Genomic DNA, 20,855 nt, shown 5'->3' with positions numbered 1-20,855 from the left:
GCACGAAAGCCGAGACCATGTCCCTCAGCACGATGAACTTCTTCCGCGCCCCCGTCGCGGCGGTCACCGACCTGACGCCCAGCTTCCGCCGGTTCACGTTCCGCGACGACGCGCTGGGCGCGTACGGCGACCCCGGCTTCGATCAGCGGGTCAAGATCATGTTCCCGACGCCGACCGCGTCGTTGGAATCGATGCCGACGGATGCCGACTGGTACGACCGCTGGCGTGCCATGCCCGAGGCGGAGCGCCCGGTCATGCGGACGTACACGACGCGGGCGGTGCGCGGCGCCGTTCGCGAGGTCGACATCGACATGGTCGCGCACGATGTGCTCGGTCCGGCATCCGCTTGGATCGCCGACGCCGAGGTCGGGGACGAGGTGCTGATCCTGGCTCCCACCACCGAGCACAGCGGTGTCAGCTACGGCATCGACTTTGTACCGCCGGCCAAGACGGACGCGATCCTGCTCGCCGGGGATGAGACCGCCGCCCCGGCGATCGCGCGGATCCTCGAGCAGCTCCCCGCCGATGCGCGCGGTGTCGTCGTGCTCGAGCTCCCCCACCCGAGCGACGCGGCCTATGTGCCCTCGCACCCCGGCTTCGAGCTGATCATCGAGGCTCGGGGCGGCGAGGACCGCCGGCACACGCACCTCATCTCCGCCGTCGCCGACGTCGCGCGGCGCCTCGCTCCGGGCGGGATCGGAGCCGAGGTCGAGGAGATCGACGTCGACCACGACATCCTGTGGGAGGTCCCGCGCACCGCCAAGGGAGGGGCGGCCCTCAAGAGCGCCCCCCTTTACGCCTGGCTCGCGGGCGAGGCATCCGCCATCAAGGCACTCCGCCGACACCTCGTGAGCGAAGTCGGCGTCGACCGTCGGGCCGTCGCGTTCATGGGCTATTGGCGTCTCGGCCGCTCGGAGAACTGACCCCCGGGCACGCGAAAGGGGCGGTGCGACGTGGTCGCACCGCCCCTTTCGCGGATTCGGGTCAGATCGAGAAGCCGAGCGCGCGCATCATGTCGCGACCGTCGTCCGTGATCCGCTCAGGACCCCACGGCGGCATCCACACCCAGTTGATCCGGAACCGGTCGACGACGCCGTCGAGCGCCTGTCCGGTCTGCTCCTCGAGCACATCGGTGAGCGGGCAGCCCGCGGAGGTCAGGGTCATGTGGATGACGAGGGCGTCGTTCTCGTCGTCCCAGCCGAGGTCGTAGATGAGGCCGAGGTCGACGACATTGACCCCCAGCTCGGGGTCCATGACGTCCTTGAGCGCCTCGGTGACCTCGTCGTACTTCTCGGGTGCGAGCGTCTCGGTCATGCGACGATCCTAGGCCTGCTCGCCGCCGACCGGGGCGAGGAAACGGTCGTAACCCTCGTCCTCCAGTCGTGCTGCGAGCTCCGGGCCGCCCTCTTCCGCGACGCGACCGTTCACGAGCACGTGGACGAAGTCGGGCTGGATGTAACGGAGGATGCGGGTGTAGTGCGTGATGAGCAGCACACCCATGTCGCTCTGCTCCTTGGCGCGGTTGACGCCCTCGGAGACGATCTTGAGCGCGTCGACGTCGAGGCCGGAGTCGGTCTCGTCGAGGACGGCGAGCTTCGGCTTCAGGAGCTCGAGCTGGAGGATCTCGTGACGCTTCTTCTCACCGCCGGAGAAGCCCTCGTTCACGTTGCGGGCCGCGAACTTCGGGTCCATCCGCAGGTTCTGCATCGCCTGCTTGACGTCCTTGGTCCACGCGCGGATCGACGGCGCCTCGCCGTCGACGGCCGTCTTTGCGGTGCGGAGGAAGTTGGTGACGGTCACACCGGGGATCTCGACGGGGTACTGCATCGCGAGGAACAGTCCCGCACGGGCGCGCTCGTCGACGGACATCGCGAGGACGTCTTCGCCGTCGAGCGTGATGGTGCCGCCGGTGACGGTGTACTTCGGGTGACCGGCGATCGTGTACGCGAGTGTCGACTTGCCGGAGCCGTTCGGGCCCATGATGGCGTGCGTCTCACCGGTGCGGACGGTGAGCGTCATACCGTTGAGGATCGGGGTCTCGCCGGCTTCCGTCTCGACCGTCACATGGAGGTCGCGGATCTCGAGGACAGACATGTCAGCTTCTTTCTTCAGTTCACGGCTTTGGTCACGGCGGGATCGATGAGGATGTCGTCCCCGTCGATCGTGACCTCGTAGACGGGCACCGGCTCGTACGCCGGCAGATTCAGGGGGCGCCCGGTGCGCAGCGAGAAGGCGGATCCGTGGGCCCAGCACTCGAGCGTCTCGCCCTCGACGAAACCGTCGGCGAGCGAGATGTCGCCGTGGGTGCAGGTGTCGCCGATCGCGTGGACCTCGCCCTCCCCGTCGAGCACGACGGCGATCGCGACGCCGTCGATCTCGACCCGCACGGCCGTGTCCTGCGTCAGGTCGCTCAGCTGCAGCACCTTCTGCGCGGTCACGCGTCACTCCCGCCGGCCAGCTCCGCCTCGATGGCGGAGATGAACTCGTCCTCGAGTGAGGGGATGCCGATCTTCTGCACGATCTCAGCGAGGAAGCCGAGGACGACCAGGCGCCGTGCCTGCTCCTCGTCGATCCCGCGGGCCTGCAGATAGAACAGCTGCTCGTCGTCGAAGCGACCGGTCGCGCTCGCGTGACCGGCGCCGACGATGTCGCCGGTCTCGATCTCGAGGTTCGGGATGGAGTCGGCGCGGGCCCCGTCGGTGAGGACGAGATTGCGGTTCGCCTCGTACGAGTCGGTGCCGACCGCATCCGGTCCGATGAGGACGTCGCCGATCCACACGGTGCGTGCCGAGGCGCCCTGCAGCGCGCTCTTGTAGAGCACGTCTCCGTTGGTGTGGGCGCCCTTGTGGTGCAGGTAGACCTGGCTCTCGAGGTGCTGGCCGGCGTCGGCGAACGACAGCCCGTACAGGCGTCCCTGAGAACCTGCTCCGGCGAGTTCGACGGAGGGGTTCACGCGCACGAGACCGCCGCCGAGGCTCACGACGATGTGCGTGAGGGAGGCGTCGCGGTCGACGCGGGCCTGGTGCGCCGCGAGGTGCACGGCGTCGTCGTCCCAGCGCTGAACCGACACGACGGTGAGGGCGGCGCCGTCGCGCACGATGATCTCGACGTTCTGCGCCTGCGACGCCGATCCCTCGTGACGGAGGACGACGGTTCCGCGGGAGTTCGGCTGCGCCTCGATGACCACGTGCGCGTGCGCGACGCCACCGCGACCGGTGAGGGTGACGACGACCGGCTCGTCGAGCTCGGTGTCGGCGGGGATGCGGATGAGCGGAGCTTCGGGCTCCTGCGACCACGCGATCGCACTGACGACGTCCTCCGGCCGGAAGACCTCGCCTCGGGGCGCCTCGTCCTTCTGCAGGCGGCGATGCGCCACGGCGTCCGGTCCGGACACCTCGACGCCGATGACGTCGTGAGGAGCCTCCTCGTCCGCGAGCAGAGGTGCGAGCCGGTCGAGAGGCGTGTGCTTCCAGTTGACCTCGCGGCCGGTGGGCGTGCCGAAGTCGGCGGGGTCGAACGACCACGGCCGCTCCGACCGGGTCTGCACGGGGACCGTGTGCTCGGTCAGCGTCGCCGCAGGGTCGATGTGGCCCTTCGCAGCGGATGCGGGGGCCTGAGTCGCTGTCGTCATCAGCCGACGGATCCTTCCATGCCCATCTCGATGAGCTTGTTCAGCTCGAGGGCGTACTCCATGGGCAGCTCGCGGGCGATCGGCTCGATGAAGCCGCGCACGATCATCGCCATCGCCTCGTCCTCGGGGAGGCCGCGGCTCATGAGGTAGAACAGCTGCTCCTCGCTGACCTTCGAGACGGTCGCCTCGTGGCCGAGCTGGACATCGTCGACGCGGATGTCGATGGCGGGATACGTGTCCGACCGCGAGATCGTGTCGACCAGGAGCGCGTCGCAGCGGACCGTGTTGGCCGAGTGGTGCGCGTTGGCGTCGACGCGGACCTCGCCGCGGTACCCCGCGCGACCTCCGCCGCGGGCGATCGACTTCGACACGATCGACGACTGCGTGTGCGGCGCCATGTGGATCATCTTCGCGCCGGCGTCCTGGTGCTGACCGGGACCGGCGAAGGCGACGGACAGCGTCTCACCCTTGGCGTGCTCGCCCATCAGGTAGATGGAGGGGTACTTCATCGTCACCTTGGAGCCGATGTTGCCGTCGACCCACTCCATGGTCGCGCCCTCGTGGGCCACGGCACGCTTCGTGACGAGGTTGTAGACGTTGTTCGACCAGTTCTGGATCGTCGTGTAGCGCACGCGGGCGTTCTTCTTGACGATGATCTCGACGACGGCCGAGTGCAGCGAGTCGCTCTTGTAGATCGGAGCGGTGCAGCCCTCGATGTAGTGGACGTAGCTGTCCTCGTCCGCGATGATCAGGGTCCGCTCGAACTGGCCCATGTTCTCCGTGTTGATACGGAAGTAGGCCTGCAGCGGGATCTCGACGTGGACGCCCTTGGGGACGTACACGAACGAGCCGCCCGACCACACGGCGGTGTTCAGCGCCGCGAACTTGTTGTCACCGGCGGGGATGACGGTGCCGAAGTACTCCTCGAAGAACTCCGGGTGGTCGCGCAGCGCCGTGTCGGTGTCCATGAAGATGACGCCCTGCTGCTCCAGGTCCTCGCGGATCTGGTGGTAGACGACCTCCGACTCGTACTGAGCGGCGACGCCGGCGACGAGGCGCTGACGCTCCGCTTCGGGGATGCCGAGCTTCTCGTACGTGTTGCGGATCTCCTCGGGGAGGTCCTCCCACGTCTGCGCCTGCTTCTCGGTGGAGCGCACGAAGTACTTGATGTTGTCGAAGTCGATGCCGGAGAGGTCCGCACCCCACGTCGGCATGGGCTTGCGCCCGAACAGCTGGTAGCCCTTCAGACGGGTCTTCAGCATCCACTCGGGCTCGCTCTTCAACGAGGAGATGCCGCGGACGACGTCCTCGTTGATTCCGCGTTGGGCGACGGCACCGGCGGCATCCGCATCGTGCCAGCCGAACTCGTACACCCCCAGCCCTTCGAGCTCGGGACGGTCGATGAGCACATCCGACATGACTTTCCTCCTCACGGGCGGCAACGGTGTCATCCGTTCCGGCATTCCCTCCCGCGAGAGGAGTGCACGAGGGGGATGCCGCTGCTGGCCGCTCTGACGACGCAATACCGCGCCTAGAATCGTTGTGCGGGCTGCGATGGGGATCGCGCTCGCCGACAGCTTCATTCTACAGGCACGGCCATCCCCCGCGGCGTGCCGGCCCGCGCCCGGAGGCGACCCCATGCTGATCACCGCGTCGACACCGACCGCGCCGCCCGCGACCCGGGTCTCGCGCCTGCTCCAGGTCGTCGCGTGGCTCTCCTTCCTCGCTGAGACCCTCATCATCGGCACCGGCGGCGCCGTGCGTCTCACCGGATCCGGTCTCGGCTGCCCGACCTGGCCGACCTGCACCCCCGACTCGCTCGTCGCGACCCCCGAGATGGGGATCCACGGCGTCATCGAGTTCGGCAACCGCACGCTGACCGGGCTCGTCGGCATCCTCGCGCTCCTCGTCGTGGTCCTCGTCTGGCGGATGCGGCGGACGCGCCGCGACCTCTTCGTGCTGGCGCTCATCGTGCTGGGCGGCGTCGTCGCACAGGCCATCGTGGGCGGCGTCACCGTCCTCACCGGGCTGAACCCCTTCATCGTGGGATTCCACTACGTCGTGTCGCTCGTCCTCGTGTGCGTGTGCGCCGCGTTCCTCGTCCGCCTGGATGAGCCCGCCGGCGCGCGCGTCCGCGCCGTGCCTGCGTGGTATGCCCGGCTGGCCCACCTGACGACCGGCGTGCTGGCGCTCACGATCGGGTTCGGCGTGCTCACGACCGGCGCCGGCCCGCACTCCGGCGACGCCGACGCCGGCCGCAACGGCTTCAACGCCGAGATCCTCGAGCACGTGCACGCCTGGCCCGGTTACGCCCTGCTCGCCCTCACGGTGACCCTCGCCGCGGTGGCCTGGCGTCAGGGCCTCCGGCCGCGCACGTGGGTGACCGTCTTGCTCGCGGCCGAAGCCGTGCAGATCGCCGTCGGCCTCTATCAGGCGCGCAACGGACTGCCCGAGCTCGCCGTCGGCGTCCACATGGTGCTCGCCGCCCTCACCGCCGCAGCGATGACGGTCGTCATCCTGCGCCTGAAGGCGCCGGCGCACACCGAAATCTCATAGGCGGCGCATCGCTTCCCTCAGGGTCCGCCGGGAACAGTGGCCCGGGTCGTCCGAGACCGGACGACCTCGACCCTGAGGAGATTCGATGAACACCCGCCCCCGCCTGACCCGCAGCATCCCGTTCTGGCTGCTCGTGGCCGGCTCGCTCGCATCCGGAGCCGCCGGCGGCGTCGTCCTCATGGACAAGCTCGCGAAGATGGAGACGGCCCTGACCGCGGGCACCGCGACCGGGGTGGACGTCTACGTCGGCCAGATCTGGGCGGTCCTCGGCGCGATCCTCGTCGGCGTCGGCGCCATCGGTCTGCTGCTGGCGTTCACGCTCGGAGCGCTCCGCGCATTCGCCGTGGCGCCGCGCGCCGCCACGGCCGACGAGCGGGACGAGCTCGCGACGCAGGCCGCGGAGGACGCTCCGGCACCCGCCGCGGAGGACACGTCCGACGAGACGGCACAGCCGGTCCTCGACGGCGCCGGACGCTGATCGCGTCGATCGGCCCGCTGCGTCAGAAGGGCAGCAGCGGGTCGATCGCGATCGCGACGAACAGCAGCGTCAGGTACGTGATGGAGGCGTGGAACACACGCATCGGACGGACCTTCTCGCCACGGACCGCGCGTGCGTAGAGGACGTGCGACTCGTAGATGAACCATCCGCCCAGCACCAGAGCGGACGCCGTGTACACGAGTCCCATCGGTGCGACGGGGATCAGCAGCAGTGAGCTCGCGACCGTCGCCCACGCGTACAGGATGACCTGCAGCCCCACCTGTGTGCCGTTGCGGGTCGCTCCCAGCATCGGGACGTCGACCTCGGCGTAGTCGCCCTTGTACTTCATCGAGAGCGGCCAGTAGTGCGGCGGCGTCCAGAGGAAGACGAGCAGGAAGAGGATGAAGGGCGTCCACGTCAGGGACTCGGTGACGGCCGACCACCCGATGATGACGGGGAAGCAGCCGGCGATCCCGCCCCACACGATGTTCTGCTCGGTGCGGCGCTTGAGCAGCATCGTGTAGACGACCACGTAGAAGAAGATGGCGCCGGCGCTGAGAGCGGCAGCCACCCAGTTGGTGAACACCCAGAGCCAGACCGTCGAGGCGATCGCGAGCGTCCACGAGAAGACGAGCGCACCGCGCGGTGTGACCTCGCCCGTCACGAGCGGACGGTTCTCGGTCCTCTTCATGTGCGCGTCGATGTCGCGATCGAGGTACATGTTGAAGGATGCCGCGGACCCCGCGCTCATGGCGCCGCCGACGACGGTGGCGAGGATGAGCCAGAGGTCGGGCAGCCCGTTCGCCGCGAGGAACATGACCGGGATGGTCGTCACCAGCAGCAGTTCCAGGACGCGAGGCTTCGTCAGCTGGACGTAGGCGCGGAGGGTGCGGCCGAACGACTGTCGAGCGGGCGCGGTAACGCGCGCGCCGGTGTCCGTGAGTGCCATCGCCCCTGCCGTGTAGATCGTCGGCACGAGTCTACGCCATGACCTGCGACCGGTTCCCTCCGCCGGGGCGTGCACCGCTTCGCTCAGAGCGCACGTCACACAGCGTCGACGCGGCCTCGGCGGCACGCTCGGGTCGATATGCTGAAAATCCCGGCGTCGGGTATCCCCTCTTCTCCTTCTGATCAGCGGACGCTCGCGCGGAATCACCGACGAAAGGCCTTCAGGTGTCAGAGCTGGTTTGGGACGAGATCGATCGGCGCGCGGTGGACACGGCGCGCGTACTGGCGGCGGACGCCGTCGAGAAGGTCGGCAACGGCCATCCCGGCACGGCCATGAGTCTCGCGCCCGCGGCCTACCTGCTGTACCAGCGGGTGCTCCGCCACGACCCGACCGACACCCACTGGCTCGGACGCGACCGTTTCATCCTCTCGGCCGGCCACTCCTCGCTGACGCAGTACGTCCAGCTCTACCTCGGGGGCTTCGGACTCGAGCTCGATGACCTGAAGTCGCTGCGAACCTGGGGATCGCTCACCCCAGGCCACCCCGAGTACGGCCACACCAAGGGTGTCGAGATCACAACCGGTCCGCTCGGTCAGGGCCTCGCGTCGGCCGTCGGATTCGCGTACGCCGCTCGCTACGAGCGCGGCCTGTTCGACCCCGAGGCCGAGGCGGGCACATCCCCGTTCGATCACCATGTGTTCGTCATCGCCGGCGACGGCGACCTGCAGGAGGGTGTGACAGCCGAAGCCGGCTCGCTCGCCGGCCACCAGCAGCTCGGCAACCTCATCGCCATCTACGACTCCAACCAGATCTCGATCGAGGACGACACGAACGTCGCCTTCACCGAGGACGTGCAGAAGCGCTACGAGGCCTACGGCTGGCAGGTCCAGACCGTCGACTGGAAGAAGACGGGCGAATACGTCGAGGACGTGGCGGCCCTGCACGCGGCGATCGAGGCAGCCAAGGCCGAGACCGCCAAGCCCTCGCTCATCATCCTGAAGACGATCATCGGGTGGCCGGCCCCGGGCAAGCAGAACACCGGCAAGATCCACGGCTCCGCCCTCGGCGCCGACGAGCTGGCTGCCACGAAGAAGGTCCTGGGCTTCGACCCGGAGCAGAGCTTCGTCGTCGCCGACGACGTGATCGCCCACACGCGCTCGCTCGCCGAGCGGGCGGCCACCGAGCGCGCGGCCTGGCAGGAGTCCTTCGACGCCTGGGCCGCCGCGAACCCCGAGCGCAAGGCGCTGCTCGACCGTCTCGAGGCCGCGACGCTCCCCGACGGCATCGCCGAGGCCCTCCCCGCCTTCGAGCCCGGCAAGGACGTCTCCACCCGTGCCGCCTCGGGCCTCGTCATCAACGCGCTCGCCGCCGAGCTCCCCGAGCTGTGGGGCGGTTCCGCCGACCTCGCGGAGTCGAACCTGACCACGATCAAGGACGCGAAGAGCTTCATCCCGGCAGAGTGGTCGACCCACGAGTGGTCGGGCGACCCGTACGGCCGTGTGCTGCACTTCGGCATCCGAGAGCACGCGATGGGGGCCATCGTCAACGGCATCAAGCTGCACGGCCCCACGCGTCCCTTCGGCGGCACGTTCCTGATCTTCAGCGACTACATGCGCCCCGCGGTGCGCCTCGCCGCGCTCATGAACATCCCCTCGGTGTTCGTGTGGACGCACGACTCCGTCGCCCTCGGTGAAGACGGTCCGACGCACCAGCCGATCGAACAGCTCGCGACCCTGCGACTCATCCCGAACTTCACGGTCGTGCGTCCGGCGGACGCCAACGAGACCGCCGCGGCATGGCTGGAGATCCTGCGCCGCCAGGACGGACCGACCGGCATCGCGCTCACTCGGCAGAACATCGCCGTCTTCCCGCGCGGCGAGAACGGCTTCGCCACGACCGACGGGGTCGCCAAGGGCGCGTACACGCTCCTCGACGCGCCGGAGGGCGAACCCGACGTGATCCTCATCGCGACCGGCTCTGAGGTCCAGCTGGCGGTCGCCGCCCGCGAGACGCTCGCTGCGGAGGGCATCGGCGCCCGCGTCGTGTCCGCCCCGAGCCTCGAGTGGTTCGCGGAGCAGGATGCCGCCTACCGCGAGTCCGTTCTGCCGGCAGCCGTGAAGGCGCGCGTCTCCGTGGAGGCCGGCGCGACCGGGCTGTGGCGCGGTGTCGTCGGCGACACCGGCCGCACGGTCGGCATCGACCACTTCGGCGCCTCCGCCGACTACAAGACCCTGTTCGAGAAGTTCGGCGTCACCGCCGATGCGGTCGTCGAGGCGGCCCGCGCAACCGTCAAGGAGAACGCATGAGCACCCCCACTGAGGACCTTTCCGGCGCCGGCGTCAGCATCTGGCTCGACGACCTCTCGCGATCGCGGATCGACACCGGCAACCTCGCGCAGCTGATCGAGACGCGGGACGTCGTCGGGGTCACCACGAACCCCTCGATCTTCCAGGCGGCGATCGGCAACACGGAGGACGACTCCTACGACGCTCCGCTCCAGGCGCTTGCGGCCCAGGGCGCCGACGTCGACACGGCGATCTTCGAGATCACCACGACCGACGTGCGCGACGCGGCCGACATCTTCCGCCCCGTCTTCGACCGGACGAACGGCGTCGACGGTCGGGTCTCGATCGAGGTCTCCCCCGATCTCGCGCACGACACCGACGCCACGGTGGCGCAGGCGAAGGAGCTGTGGGCGAAGGTCGACCGACCGAATACGCTCATCAAGATCCCCGCCACGCTCGCAGGGCTCCCGGCGATCAGCGCGGTCCTCGCGGAGGGCATCTCGGTCAACGTCACGCTGATCTTCAGCCTCGAGCGCTACGCGGCGGTCATCGACGCCTACCTCGACGGTGTGCGACGCGCGAAGGAGAACGGTCACGACATCGCGACGATCCACTCGGTGGCGTCGTTCTTCGTCTCGCGTGTGGACACCGAGGTCGACAAGCGCCTCGACGCGATCGGCTCGAGCGCCGCGGCCTCCCTGAAGGGCAAAGCGGGCATCGCCAACGCCCGCCTCGCCTACGAGCTCTTCGAGGAGCGGTTCGCCGAGCCGGCCGCCCTCGAGCTCATCGCAGCGGGCGCCAATGTCCAGCGGCCCCTGTGGGCGTCGACCGGCGTCAAGGACCCGGCCCTCCCCGACACCCTGTACGTGACCGAGCTGGTCGCTCCCGGCACCGTCAACACGATGCCCGAGAAGACCCTCGAGGCGACGTTCGACCACGCGACGATCACGGGCGACACCGTCACCGGCTCCTACGAGGATGCCCATCGGGTCTTCGACGAGCTCGCGGACGCGGGCGTCGACCTGACCGATGTCACGCAGGTGCTCGAGGACGAAGGCGTCGAGAAGTTCATCGTCTCGTGGCACGACCTGCAGAGCACCGTCCGCACGGCGCTCGACGGCGCACGCTGACCGATGGCCGTCGACATCTCGCGGGGAAGCAATCCGCTCCGCGACCCCGATGATCGCCGCCTGAACCGCATCGCGGGCCCGAGTGCCCTCGTGATCTTCGGCGTGACCGGAGACCTGTCGCGCAAGAAGCTCATGCCGGCCGTGTACGACCTCGCCAATCGGGGTCTGCTGCCTCCCGGGTTCGCGCTCGTCGGCTTCGCGCGACGCGACTGGGAGGACCAGGACTTCGCGCAGGTCGTGTATGACGCGGTGCGTCAGCACGCACGGACCCCCTTCCGCGAGGAGACCTGGAACCAGCTCCTGCAGGGGATCCGGTTCGTGCAGGGCACGTTCGACGACGCGGCATCCTTCGCCCGTCTCCGCGAGACCGTCGAGAAGCTCGACACCGAGCGCGGAACGATGGGCAACCACGCGTTCTACCTGTCCATCCCGCCGAAGGACTTCCCCGTCGTCGCGCGTCAGCTCCGCGATTCCGGTCTGGTGGACGAGAACGCCGACGGCGACACGTGGCGCCGCGTGGTCATCGAGAAGCCGTTCGGCAGCGACCTGCAGACCGCCCGGGAGCTGAACGAGGCCCTCGAGGTCGCGTTCCCCGCCGATGCGATCTTCCGGATCGACCACTACCTCGGCAAGGAGACGGTCCAGAATATCTTGGCCCTGCGCTTCGCCAATGAGCTGTACGAGCCGCTCTGGAACGCCAACTACGTCGACCACGTGCAGATCACGATGGCCGAGGACATCGGCGTCGGTGGCCGCGCGGGGTACTACGACGGGATCGGTGCAGCGCGCGACGTCATCCAGAACCACCTCTTGCAACTCCTCGCGCTGACCGCGATGGAGGAGCCCATCTCGCTCGACGCCGAACACCTGCGCGCCGAGAAGGAGAAGGTCCTCGCTGCGGTCAAGCTCCCCGATGACCTGTCCACGGCGACCGCCCGCGGACAGTACGCCGGCGGATGGCAGGGTGGTGAGGAGGTCACCGGCTTCCTCGACGAGGACGGGATGGACCCGCAGTCGCGGACCGAGACCTACGCCGCCATCAAGCTCGAGATCGCGACCCGTCGGTGGAACGGGGTGCCGTTCTACCTCCGCACCGGCAAGCGCCTGGGTCGTCGCGTGACCGAGATCGCCGTCGTCTTCAAGCACACGCCGCCGCTGCTGTTCCTGCGCTCGCAGGCGCTGCAGCTCGGGCAGAACGCCCTCGTCATCCGCATCCAGCCCGATGAGGGCGTCACCCTGCGCTTCGGCTCGAAAGTGCCGGGCGCGGGGAACGAGGTGCGCGACGTCACGATGGACTTCGGCTACGGACACGCCTTCACCGAGTCGAGTCCCGAGGCCTACGAACGCCTCATCCTCGATGTGCTCCTGGGCGACCCGCCACTGTTCCCCCGCCACGAGGAGGTCGAGCTCTCCTGGCGCATCCTCGATCCCGTCGAGGAGTTCTGGGCGGAGCAGGACGAGCCACTCGAGCAGTACTCCCCCGGATCCTGGGGTCCCCCGTCCGCCGATGAGCTCCTGGCCCGCGATGGCCGCGTCTGGAGGCGCCCATGATCGTCGATCTGCCCGACACCACCGTCTCCACGATCGCGAAGAAGCTCGTGAGCGTGCGCGAGGAGGGCGGCGCTGTCGCGCTCGGACGTGTCCTGACCCTCGTCATCGTCTCCACCGGGGGCTTCGATGAGGAGGCGATCGACGCCGCGAACGCCGCATCGCGCGAGCACCCGATGCGGGTCATCGTCCTGGTCGTGCAGCCCGACGCCCCGACCGGTCTCGACGCGCAGATCCGTGTCGGCGGCGACGCCGGTGCGAGCGAGGTCGTCGTGCTGCGTGCCCGCGGGGCCGCCGCCGACAACCAGGAGAGTCTCGTCAACGGCCTCCTTCTCCCCGACGCACCCGTCGTCGCATGGTGGCCCGATGACCCGCCCGCCGACCCCGCGCACTCACCGATCGGTCGTATGGCGCAGCGTCGCATCACGGATGCCTCGACGAAGCCGTTCGCGAAGGACCGCCTGGCGCAGCTCGGCTCCGTCTACGCCCCTGGTGACACGGACCTCGCCTGGACCCGACTGACGCACTGGCGGGAGCAGCTCGCCGCTGTCCTCGACCAGCCTCCCTACGAGCCGGTCACGGCGGTGACCGTCGTCGGCGCGGGCAGCTCTCCCTCCACCGGTCTGCTGGCCGCGTGGTTGCGGATGAAGCTCGATGTCTCCGTCGACTGGCACTACACGGATGAGCACGAATGGGCTCACGGCATCCGCTCGGTCACGCTCTCGCGGGACTCCGGCGACATCGTCCTCGAACGCTCGAACGCGACCGACGCGACCCTCACCCAGCCGGGACAGCCGACGCACGACATCGTGCTGCCGCGACGGTCGCTGCGCGAGTGCCTCGCGGAGGAGCTGCGCCGTCTGGATCCCGACCTCTTGTATGGTCGAGTCATCACCGAAGGGTGGGAGCTCCTCGACCCTCCCACGAGGTAGGAGTCGCATGTCGGAGTTCCGCGCGGAGAAGCGCGTCGTCGTCCGTCCGGACGCGCAGACGTTGGCCCGCGGGGTCGCGAAGCGTTTCTTCCAGCGGGTATCCTCCCGCGCAGCCGAGGGCAAGACGACCCACATCCTCCTGACCGGCGGCAATGCCGGCACGGCCGTGCTGCACGCCGCCGGTGAGAGCGATCGGCGTCACGAGGTCGACTGGTCGAGGGTGCACTTCTGGTGGGGGGACGAGCGCTTCGTCCCGGCCGGCGATCCGGACCGGAACGAGAGGGCCGCACGCGCGGCGTTCCTCGACCACATCGACGTGCCCGCCGCCAACATTCATCCGATCGCCGCCTCCGACGCGGGTCGCAGCCATGACGACGCGGCCGCCGACTACTCGGCAGAGCTCGCCGCCCACGCTGCGGAGGATCAGCCCTGGCCGCGGTTCACGCTGGCGTTCCTGGGCGTGGGTCCCGACGGGCACATCGCCTCGCTCTTCCCGGATCGCAGCGAGATCGCCGACACCGAGCACACGGTGCTCCCGGTGCGCCACTCCCCTGTCCCGCCCTCCGACCGCATCACCCTGACCCGGAAGGTGATCAACTCGTCGCGACGGGTGTGGCTCGTCCTCCCTGGCACCGACAAGGCCTCCGCACTGGGCTTGGCTCTGGCCGGCGCGAGCTACCACTCGGTGCCTGCGGCCGGTGCCAAGGGTCGCAAGCAGACGGTGTTCTTCGTCGACGAGGCCGCGGCGCAGGGAGTGCCGGAAGAACTGATCGACCCCGAGTTCTGAGCGAACCCGGGGTCGAATCGTCGTGTGGCGCGGCGATCAGTCCTGACCGCGCCGCTCTCGAAGCTGCTTGAGCGCGTCGTCCAGGATGGACTCGGCCTCTTCGTCGCTGCGCCGCTCCTTCACGTAGGCGAGGTGCGTCTTGTAGGGCTCGGTCTTCGCCAGTGCGGGCGGGTTCGCCTTGTCGCGCCCCGCCGGAAGACCGGAGTGCGGCGAATCGATCGTCTCGGGGATCTCCTCCTCCGAGATGCCGGCTGCGAAGTAGCGCACCGTCTCGTTGCCGAGCGCATCCCAGTACGAGACGGCCACGCGGTCGGCGTGGTGTCCGTGGTCCTGCTCCCCCATCGGCCCGGCACCGACGCGGGTGCCTCGGATCGCGTTGCCCCCGGTCGCCATCAGATGCTCTGGAACTTGGTGATGAGGCCGAGCGCGACGATGGCGACGAACCAGATGAGCGCGAGCACGACGGTGAAGCGGTTGAGGTTGCGCTCGGCGAGGCCCGAGGACCCCATGGCCGAGCTCATGCCGCCGCCGAACATGTCGGAGAGGCCGCCGCCGCGTCCTTTGTGCAGAAGGATCAGGAGCGTGAGCAGGAGGCTGGTGAGTCCCAGCAGCACCTGCAGCACAAGCTGGAGGATGTCCACAGTCGTTGAAAGCCTTTCGGGTCGCCGAGTCGCTCAGCGCTCGGACGAGTATACCGGCTGAACGGTGCGACGCCGCGAGGCGCCGCACCGTTCACGATCACACGCCGACGTGCTTCTGATACCTGATGATGGCGGCGAACTCGTCCGCCAGGAGGCTCGCGCCCCCGACGAGGGCGCCGTCCACATCCGGCTCTCGCATGAAGCTCGCGATGTTGCCTGACTTCACCGATCCGCCGTAGAGGATGCGGGTGCGCTCCCCCGCAGAATCCCCGAGGCTCTCGGAGATCACGGTGCGAAGCGCGGCGCACACCTCCTGCGCCTGCTCGGGCGAGGCCACCTGGCCGGTGCCGATGGCCCAGACCGGCTCGTAGGCGACCACGACGTCCGCGTCCGAGGGCACACCCTCGAGCGCCGCGCGCAGCTGCGCCACCGAGACCGCCGTCGGGCCGGACTCCTCGCGCTGCTCGAGCGTCTCACCGACGCAGACGACCGGGACGAGTCCGTGCCGCAGGGCCGCCTGGACCTTCGCGGCGACGACCTCGTCGGTCTCGCCGTGGTACTCCCGTCGCTCGGAGTGACCGATGATGACGTAGTCGACGTCCAGCTTCTTGAGGAAGGCGCCGGAGACCTCACCGGTGTACGCGCCGGAGTCCTTCGTCGACACGTCCTGCGCGCCGAGGGCGAACGGGATCTTGTCGGCGTCGATGAGCGTCTGCACCGTCCGGATGTCGGTGAACGGCGGGAAGACCGCGACCTCCACCGAATCCGTCTCGTGAGCGGCATCCTTCAGCGTCCAGTGCAGCTTCTGGACGAAGGCGACCGCCTGCAGGTGGTCGAGGTTCATCTTCCAGTTGCCGGCGATGAGCGGCTTGCGGGTCACGCTTCCCATCCGAGGATCTCCAATCCGGGCAGCTTCTTTCCCTCGAGGAACTCGAGGCTGGCTCCACCGCCGGTGGAGATGTGGCCGAACGCGTCGTCGTCGAAGCCGAGCTGACGCACGGCGGCCGCCGAATCGCCGCCACCGACGACGGACAGACCATCGACCTCCGTGAGCGCCTGCGCGACGGTCTTCGTCCCTGCAGCGAACGCCTCCATCTCGAACACACCCATCGGGCCGTTCCAGAACACGGTCTTCGCGCCGCGGATCGCCTCGGCGAACAGCTCCGCCGTCTTCGGCCCGATGTCGAGGCCCATGCCGTCTTCGCCGAAGGGGGTGTCCTCCAGTGCGTCGGCGGACGCCACGACGTGTTCCGCATCGGCTGCGAAAGCGGCGGCCATCACGGCATCGACGGGGAGCACCAGTTCGACCCCGCGTTCGCGAGCGGTCTCCATGTACCCGCGGACCGTGTCGAGCTGGTCCACTTCGAGAAGGCTCTTGCCGACCTTGTGGCCCTGGGCCGCGAGGAAGGTGAAGAGCATCCCGCCGCCGACGAGGATCTTGTCCACGCGCGGCAGGAGGTGCTCGATCACGCCCAGCTTGTCGCTGACCTTCGAACCGCCGAGCACGACGGCGTAGGGACGCTCCGGACGCTCGGTGAGGCGGTCGAGGACGTCGACCTCCTTCTCGATGAGCAGACCCGCAGCGGAGGGCAGCAGCTCGGCGAGGTCGTAGACGGAGGCCTGCTTGCGGTGCACGACACCGAACCCGTCCGACACGAGCGCATCGCCGAGCGACGCGAGCTCCTCGGCGAAGGCCCGGCGGGCGGTCTCGTCCTTCGCGGTCTCCCCCGCATTGAAGCGGAGGTTCTCGAGGACGGCGACCTGCCCGTCGGCGAGGTTCGCGACGGTGTCACGTGCCGAGTCGCCGACTGTGTCGGTCGCGAACGCGACGTCCTGGCCGAGGAGCTCGGACAGTCGCGTCGCGACGGGGGCGAGGCTGTACTTCGCGTCCGGAGCGCCGTCGGGCCGGCCGAGGTGGGAGACCGCGATGACGCGGGCGCCCTGCTCGATCAGCGCCGACAGCGTCGGCAGAGCCGCACGCACGCGGCCATCGTCCGTGATGACGCCGTCCTTCAGGGGGACGTTGAAGTCGACACGGACGATGACGCGCTTGCCTGCGAGCGAACCCAGCGAATCGAGGGTGCGCAGAGCCATCGTCAGAGCTTGCTGGCGACGAGCTCGGTGAGGTCGACGAGACGGTTCGAGTAGCCCCACTCGTTGTCGTACCAGGACGAGATCTTGACGAGGTTGCCCGACACATTGGTCTGGCCGGCGTCGAAGACCGAGGAGTGCGGGTCGAGCTGGATGTCGCTCGAGACGATCGCGTCGGTGTTGTACTTCAGGTAGCCGACGAGCTCGCCTTCGGCCGCAGCCTTCTCGAACGCGGCGTTGATGACCTCGGCGGTCAGTCCCTCGGTCGGGGTGACGACCGTCAGGTCGACGATCGAGCCGGTGGGGACGGGGACGCGGTACGACGAACCGCTCAGCTTGCCGTTGAGCTCGGGCAGGACGAGGCCGATGGCCTTGGCGGCACCGGTCGCGGCGGGGACGATGTTGATCGCGGCCGCGCGCGCGCGGTGCAGGTCGCCGTGGGGGCCGTCCTGCAGGTTCTGGTCGGCGGTGTAGGCGTGGGCGGTCATCATGAAGCCGCGCTCGATGCCGAAGTTGTCGTTGAAGACCTTGGCGATCGGGGCGAGGCAGTTGGTGGTGCAGGAAGCGTTCGAGATGACGTGCATGGTCTCGGAGTCGTAGGCGCCGTCGTTGACGCCCATGACGAAGGTGCCGTCGACGTCGGTGCCGGGCGCCGAGATGATGACCTTCTTCGCGCCACCCTCGATGTGCTTCTTGGCGTCGGCTGCCTTGGTGAAGCGGCCGGTCGACTCGATGACGATGTCAACGCCGAGCTCGCCCCAGGGGAGGTTGGCGGGGTCGCGCTCTTCGAAGACCTTGATGGTCTTGCCGTTGACGGTGATCGAGTCCTCGGTGTACGAGACCTCGGCGTCCAGGCGACCTCCGACCGAGTCGTACTTGAGGAGATGAGCGAGGCTCTTGTTGTCGGTGAGGTCGTTCACCGCCACGATCTCCAGGTCAGCTCCCTGCGCGAGCGCCGCGCGGAGGAAGTTGCGTCCGATGCGGCCGAAGCCGTTGATGCCGATCTTGACAGACACGTTGTCTCCCGTTTTTCTTCGCGCACGCCCCATGACGGGGTCGACCCGCGATGTGCTGGAAATGAGAGAGGATGCCGGGGCTCAGCCCCCGTTGCCGGGAGGATCCCGGCATCCTCACCTGTGAACGACCCTACTACTAGAGCAGGCCCGCCGTCTTGTCGCGGGCGGCGTCGAGACGCTGTGCGACGTTCTGCCAGTTGGCGATGTTCCACGCGGCCTTCACATAGTCGGCCTTGACGTTCAGGTAGTCGAGGTAGAAGGCGTGCTCCCACATGTCGAGCTGGAAGATCGGGATGGTGCCCTGCGCCGTGTTGGACTGCTGGTCGAACAGCTGCTGGATGATCAGCTGCTGACCGATCGGGTCCCAGCTGAGGACGGCCCATCCGGAGCCCTGGATGCCGGTGGCAGCCGCCGTGAAGTGAGCCTGGAACTTGTCGAAGCCGCCGAAGAACTCGTCGATCGCCGCGCGCAGCTCGCCCTCGGGCTCGCCGCCGCCGCCCTGCGAGGCGGGAGCCAGGTTGGTCCAGAAGATGGAGTGGTTGACGTGTCCGCCGAGGTTGAACGCGAGGTCCTTCTCGAGCTTGTTCACGTTCGCGAGGTTGCCGGTCTCCCGTGCCTCCGCGAGCTGCTCGAGGGCGGTGTTCGCTCCGGTGACGTACGTCTGGTGGTGCTTCGAGTGGTGAAGCTCCATGATCTTGCCGCTGATGCTCGGCTCGAGCGCGGAGTAGTCGTACGGGAGCTCAGGCAGCGTGTACTTCGCCATGTCCTCTTCCTTCTGTCGGTGCCGCGCACGCGGCGCGGCCGGTCGGATTCATCCTATTGAGGCCCAACCCGCCGGACACCCGGTTGCTTCCCGCGAAGAGGGGATGTACCCCGTCAGTCCTCCAGACCGGCCGGGACGGCGGATTCGGTGTCGGGGATGCCGTCCTGCGCGGCCTTCTTGTCGGCCATGGCCAGCAGTCGACGGATGCGGCCGGCGACGGCATCCTTCGTCAGCGGAGGGTCGGCGTGGTGACCGAGTTCGTCGAGGCTGGCGTCGCGGTGGGCGAGTCGGAGGTCCCCCGCCTGCTTGAGGTGCGGGGGCACGGTGTCACCGAGGATCTCGAGCGCACGCTCGACCCGTGCACAGGCGGCGACGGCCGCCTGTGCGGACCGGCGGAGGTTGGCGTCGTCGAAGTTCACGAGACGGTTAACGCCGGCGCGGACCTCGCGGCGCTGACGCATCTCCTCCCACGCGGCGGCGGTCTTCTGGGCTCCCATCATCAGGAGCGTCGCGCGGATCGCCTCGCCGTCGCGGACGACGACGCGGGGCACGCCGCGGACCTCCCGCGCCTTGGCGGCGATGCCGAGCCGGTGCGCCGCACCGACGAGGGCCATGGCCGCCTCCCCCGATGGGCAGGAGACCTCGAGTGCTGCCGAACGACCCGGGTCGGACAGCGTCCCTGCCGCGAGGAACGCGCCGCGCCAGACTGCGGCGAGGTCGGGGCGTGCGCCGGTGGTGAGCTTGTTCGGCAGTCCGCGGACCGGGCGTCGACGGTTGTCGAGCAGTCCGGTCTGACGCGCCAGGGTCTCTCCGCCCTCGATGACGCGGACCGCGACGAGGTTGGCCGCCCGTCCGCCGGAGGATTGGACGTGCGCGAGTTCCGGCCGGACTCCGTAGATCTCCACGAGGTCCCGGGCGACGCGGCGGGCCAGGGTGTCGGTCTCCACCTCGGCCTCGACGGCGACGCGGCCGGCGATCGAGTGGAGCCCGCCCGAGAAGCGCAGGATCGTCGTGAGCTCTGCGACGCGGGCCGTGGGCCGCGGATCACGCACCGAGGTGAGTTCCGTCTTCACGTCAGCAGTCAGCGGCACGGCGATCCTTCGGTGGGGGCGAGGGGGACAAAGGATCAGCTTACTCGCGCACCGGTCACTCGCGACCCAGGTCGCGGTGCGCGACCCGCACCGCGACGCCCGGTTCGGCGCTCAGCCGCTCGGCCAGCTCGAACGACGTGACGACGGATCGGTGCTTGCCGCCGGTGCACCCGATCGCGATGACCGAATGCCTCTTGTTCTCGCGCTGATAGCCCTGCAGGACCGGGCGGAGCGCTGTCGCGTACGCGTCGATGAACTCGCGGGCGCCCTCCTGCTCGAGCACGAACTCGCGGACGGCATCGTCCTCGCCCGTGAGCGCACGCAGCGTCGGCTCCCAGTAGGGATTCGGGAGGAACCGCATGTCGGCCACGAGGTCGACGTCGGGCGGCAGGCCGTACTTGAACCCGAAGCTCATCACGGTGACGGTGTGACGCGCGTCGCCGTCCGCGCTGAACAGATCGACGATGCGATTCGCCAGCTGGTGGATGTTGAGACCGCTCGTGTCGACGATGACGTCGGCGGCCTCGCGGATCGCTGCGACCCGCTCGCGTTCACGACGGATGCCGTCGAGGATCGTCCCCTCCCCCTGCAGCGGGTGAGGACGCCGGACCGCTTCGAACCGTCGGACGAGCACATCGTCCGACGCGTCGAGGAACAGGACCCGCAGCTGCCTTCCGTCGCGCAGCGAGTGCGTGACGGAGGGGAGCTCGCCGAACAGCTGCCGGCCGCGGACGTCGACGACGGCGGCCACCCGGGGCAGCGCATCGGCGGCGAGGGCCGTGAGATCCAGCAGATGCGACAGCATCTGCGGCGGCAGGTTGTCGACGACGTACCAGTCGAGGTCCTCGAGGGCGTTCGCGGCCGTCGTGCGCCCTGCGCCGGACATGCCCGTGACGATCAGGACCTCGCCCGTCGTCTGGCCGTCCATCCGCACCCCGCCTTCCACGCGTGTCATCC

General features: G+C 68.9%; 22 protein-coding genes. 8 read left to right on the top strand and 14 right to left on the bottom strand.

The features are described from left to right. Positions 1 to 17 precede the first annotated feature (17 nt). Positions 18 to 923 carry a siderophore-interacting protein gene (locus M3190_RS08535; RefSeq protein ID WP_251580547.1) on the top strand — a complete coding sequence of 302 codons (906 nt, stop codon included), beginning with the start codon at positions 18 to 20 and terminating at the stop codon, positions 921 to 923. 61 nt (positions 924 to 984) lie between these two features. On the opposite strand, the gene M3190_RS08530 is transcribed toward M3190_RS08535, so the two are convergent. The 5 genes from M3190_RS08530 to sufB are packed head-to-tail and all read right to left on the bottom strand — an operon-like array spanning position 985 to position 5,049. After that, on the bottom strand, positions 985 to 1,314 hold the full coding sequence (locus M3190_RS08530; protein WP_064002279.1) for a metal-sulfur cluster assembly factor: 330 nt from the start codon (positions 1,312 to 1,314) through the stop codon (positions 985 to 987). A 9-nt stretch (positions 1,315 to 1,323) separates the two neighbouring features. Next, a complete protein-coding gene (gene sufC / locus M3190_RS08525) occupies positions 1,324 to 2,094 on the bottom strand; it encodes a Fe-S cluster assembly ATPase SufC (RefSeq protein ID WP_251580546.1) in 771 nt (256 codons plus the stop codon). Positions 2,095 to 2,108: 14 nt separating this feature from the next. Then, positions 2,109 to 2,438, bottom strand: coding sequence for a non-heme iron oxygenase ferredoxin subunit (locus M3190_RS08520; protein ID WP_251580545.1), 330 nt, complete (start codon positions 2,436 to 2,438; stop codon positions 2,109 to 2,111). After that, positions 2,435 to 3,631 (bottom strand): Fe-S cluster assembly protein SufD, encoded by a 1,197-nt coding sequence (gene sufD / locus M3190_RS08515; protein ID WP_251580544.1) that lies wholly within the window; start codon positions 3,629 to 3,631, stop codon positions 2,435 to 2,437. Before sufD ends, M3190_RS08520 begins: the two co-directional genes overlap by 4 nt. Beyond that, complete coding sequence (sufB, locus tag M3190_RS08510; protein ID WP_251580543.1) at positions 3,631 to 5,049, bottom strand: Fe-S cluster assembly protein SufB; 1,419 nt, start codon at positions 5,047 to 5,049, stop codon at positions 3,631 to 3,633. The genes sufD and sufB overlap by 1 nt, the downstream gene beginning before the upstream one ends. A gap of 220 nt (positions 5,050 to 5,269) precedes the next feature. Here sufB and M3190_RS08505 point away from each other — a divergent pair, with 220 nt between their 5' ends. Further along, positions 5,270 to 6,187, top strand: a complete 918-nt coding sequence (locus M3190_RS08505) for a COX15/CtaA family protein (protein ID WP_251580542.1) — start codon at positions 5,270 to 5,272, stop codon at positions 6,185 to 6,187. Positions 6,188 to 6,272: 85 nt separating this feature from the next. After that, a complete protein-coding gene (locus tag M3190_RS08500) occupies positions 6,273 to 6,665 on the top strand; it encodes a dinucleotide-utilizing enzyme (RefSeq protein WP_251580541.1) in 393 nt (130 codons plus the stop codon). A 22-nt stretch (positions 6,666 to 6,687) separates the two neighbouring features. On the opposite strand, the gene M3190_RS08495 is transcribed toward M3190_RS08500, so the two are convergent. Next, positions 6,688 to 7,614, bottom strand: a complete 927-nt coding sequence (locus tag M3190_RS08495; protein WP_251581247.1) for a heme o synthase — start codon at positions 7,612 to 7,614, stop codon at positions 6,688 to 6,690. A gap of 224 nt (positions 7,615 to 7,838) precedes the next feature. Here M3190_RS08495 and tkt point away from each other — a divergent pair, with 224 nt between their 5' ends. Genes tkt through pgl form a run of 5 tightly spaced genes read left to right on the top strand, consistent with a single transcriptional unit; the run spans position 7,839 to position 14,296 of the window. After that, positions 7,839 to 9,920: a transketolase gene (gene tkt / locus M3190_RS08490; protein WP_251580540.1), complete on the top strand. Its 2,082-nt coding sequence runs from the start codon at positions 7,839 to 7,841 to the stop codon at positions 9,918 to 9,920. Continuing rightward, positions 9,917 to 11,029: a transaldolase gene (gene tal, locus M3190_RS08485; protein ID WP_251580539.1), complete on the top strand. Its 1,113-nt coding sequence runs from the start codon at positions 9,917 to 9,919 to the stop codon at positions 11,027 to 11,029. The genes tkt and tal overlap by 4 nt, the downstream gene beginning before the upstream one ends. Positions 11,030 to 11,032: 3 nt before the next feature. Then, the gene (gene zwf / locus M3190_RS08480; protein WP_251580538.1) at positions 11,033 to 12,580 is read left to right on the top strand and encodes a glucose-6-phosphate dehydrogenase; all 1,548 of its coding nucleotides are present in this window, start codon (positions 11,033 to 11,035) and stop codon (positions 12,578 to 12,580) included. Further along, on the top strand, positions 12,577 to 13,509 hold the full coding sequence (locus M3190_RS08475; RefSeq protein WP_251580537.1) for a glucose-6-phosphate dehydrogenase assembly protein OpcA: 933 nt from the start codon (positions 12,577 to 12,579) through the stop codon (positions 13,507 to 13,509). Before zwf ends, M3190_RS08475 begins: the two co-directional genes overlap by 4 nt. Before the next feature lie 7 nt (positions 13,510 to 13,516). Beyond that, the gene (gene pgl, locus M3190_RS08470; protein WP_251580536.1) at positions 13,517 to 14,296 is read left to right on the top strand and encodes a 6-phosphogluconolactonase; all 780 of its coding nucleotides are present in this window, start codon (positions 13,517 to 13,519) and stop codon (positions 14,294 to 14,296) included. Positions 14,297 to 14,332: 36 nt separating this feature from the next. On the opposite strand, the gene M3190_RS08465 is transcribed toward pgl, so the two are convergent. The 8 genes from M3190_RS08465 to rapZ all read right to left on the bottom strand — a co-directional run bounded on the left by M3190_RS08465 (position 14,333) and on the right by rapZ (position 20,826). Further along, positions 14,333 to 14,689 carry an RNA polymerase-binding protein RbpA gene (locus M3190_RS08465; protein ID WP_251580535.1) on the bottom strand — a complete coding sequence of 119 codons (357 nt, stop codon included), beginning with the start codon at positions 14,687 to 14,689 and terminating at the stop codon, positions 14,333 to 14,335. After that, positions 14,689 to 14,937 (bottom strand): preprotein translocase subunit SecG, encoded by a 249-nt coding sequence (gene secG, locus M3190_RS08460; protein ID WP_251580534.1) that lies wholly within the window; start codon positions 14,935 to 14,937, stop codon positions 14,689 to 14,691. The genes M3190_RS08465 and secG overlap by 1 nt, the downstream gene beginning before the upstream one ends. A 97-nt stretch (positions 14,938 to 15,034) precedes the next feature. Next, positions 15,035 to 15,826 carry a triose-phosphate isomerase gene (tpiA, locus tag M3190_RS08455; RefSeq protein WP_251580533.1) on the bottom strand — a complete coding sequence of 264 codons (792 nt, stop codon included), beginning with the start codon at positions 15,824 to 15,826 and terminating at the stop codon, positions 15,035 to 15,037. Further along, positions 15,814 to 17,031, bottom strand: a complete 1,218-nt coding sequence (locus M3190_RS08450; protein WP_251580532.1) for a phosphoglycerate kinase — start codon at positions 17,029 to 17,031, stop codon at positions 15,814 to 15,816. The genes tpiA and M3190_RS08450 overlap by 13 nt, the downstream gene beginning before the upstream one ends. Positions 17,032 to 17,033: 2 nt before the next feature. Then, positions 17,034 to 18,044 (bottom strand): type I glyceraldehyde-3-phosphate dehydrogenase, encoded by a 1,011-nt coding sequence (gap, locus tag M3190_RS08445; RefSeq protein WP_251580531.1) that lies wholly within the window; start codon positions 18,042 to 18,044, stop codon positions 17,034 to 17,036. A gap of 136 nt (positions 18,045 to 18,180) precedes the next feature. Continuing rightward, positions 18,181 to 18,807, bottom strand: a complete 627-nt coding sequence (locus tag M3190_RS08440; protein ID WP_251580530.1) for a superoxide dismutase — start codon at positions 18,805 to 18,807, stop codon at positions 18,181 to 18,183. A gap of 113 nt (positions 18,808 to 18,920) precedes the next feature. Beyond that, the gene (gene whiA, locus M3190_RS08435) at positions 18,921 to 19,898 is read right to left on the bottom strand and encodes a DNA-binding protein WhiA (RefSeq protein WP_251580529.1); all 978 of its coding nucleotides are present in this window, start codon (positions 19,896 to 19,898) and stop codon (positions 18,921 to 18,923) included. Between the two features lie 55 nt (positions 19,899 to 19,953). Then, positions 19,954 to 20,826, bottom strand: coding sequence for an RNase adapter RapZ (rapZ, locus tag M3190_RS08430; protein ID WP_251581245.1), 873 nt, complete (start codon positions 20,824 to 20,826; stop codon positions 19,954 to 19,956). Positions 20,827 to 20,855 lie beyond the last annotated feature (29 nt).

The sequence above is a fragment of the Microbacterium oleivorans genome (assembly GCF_023715745.1).
GTDB classification, from domain to species: Bacteria; Actinomycetota; Actinomycetes; order Actinomycetales; family Microbacteriaceae; genus Microbacterium; species Microbacterium oleivorans_D.
Note: the sequence above shows the minus strand (reverse complement) of the source record. Positions and strands in the feature narration are given on the sequence as shown.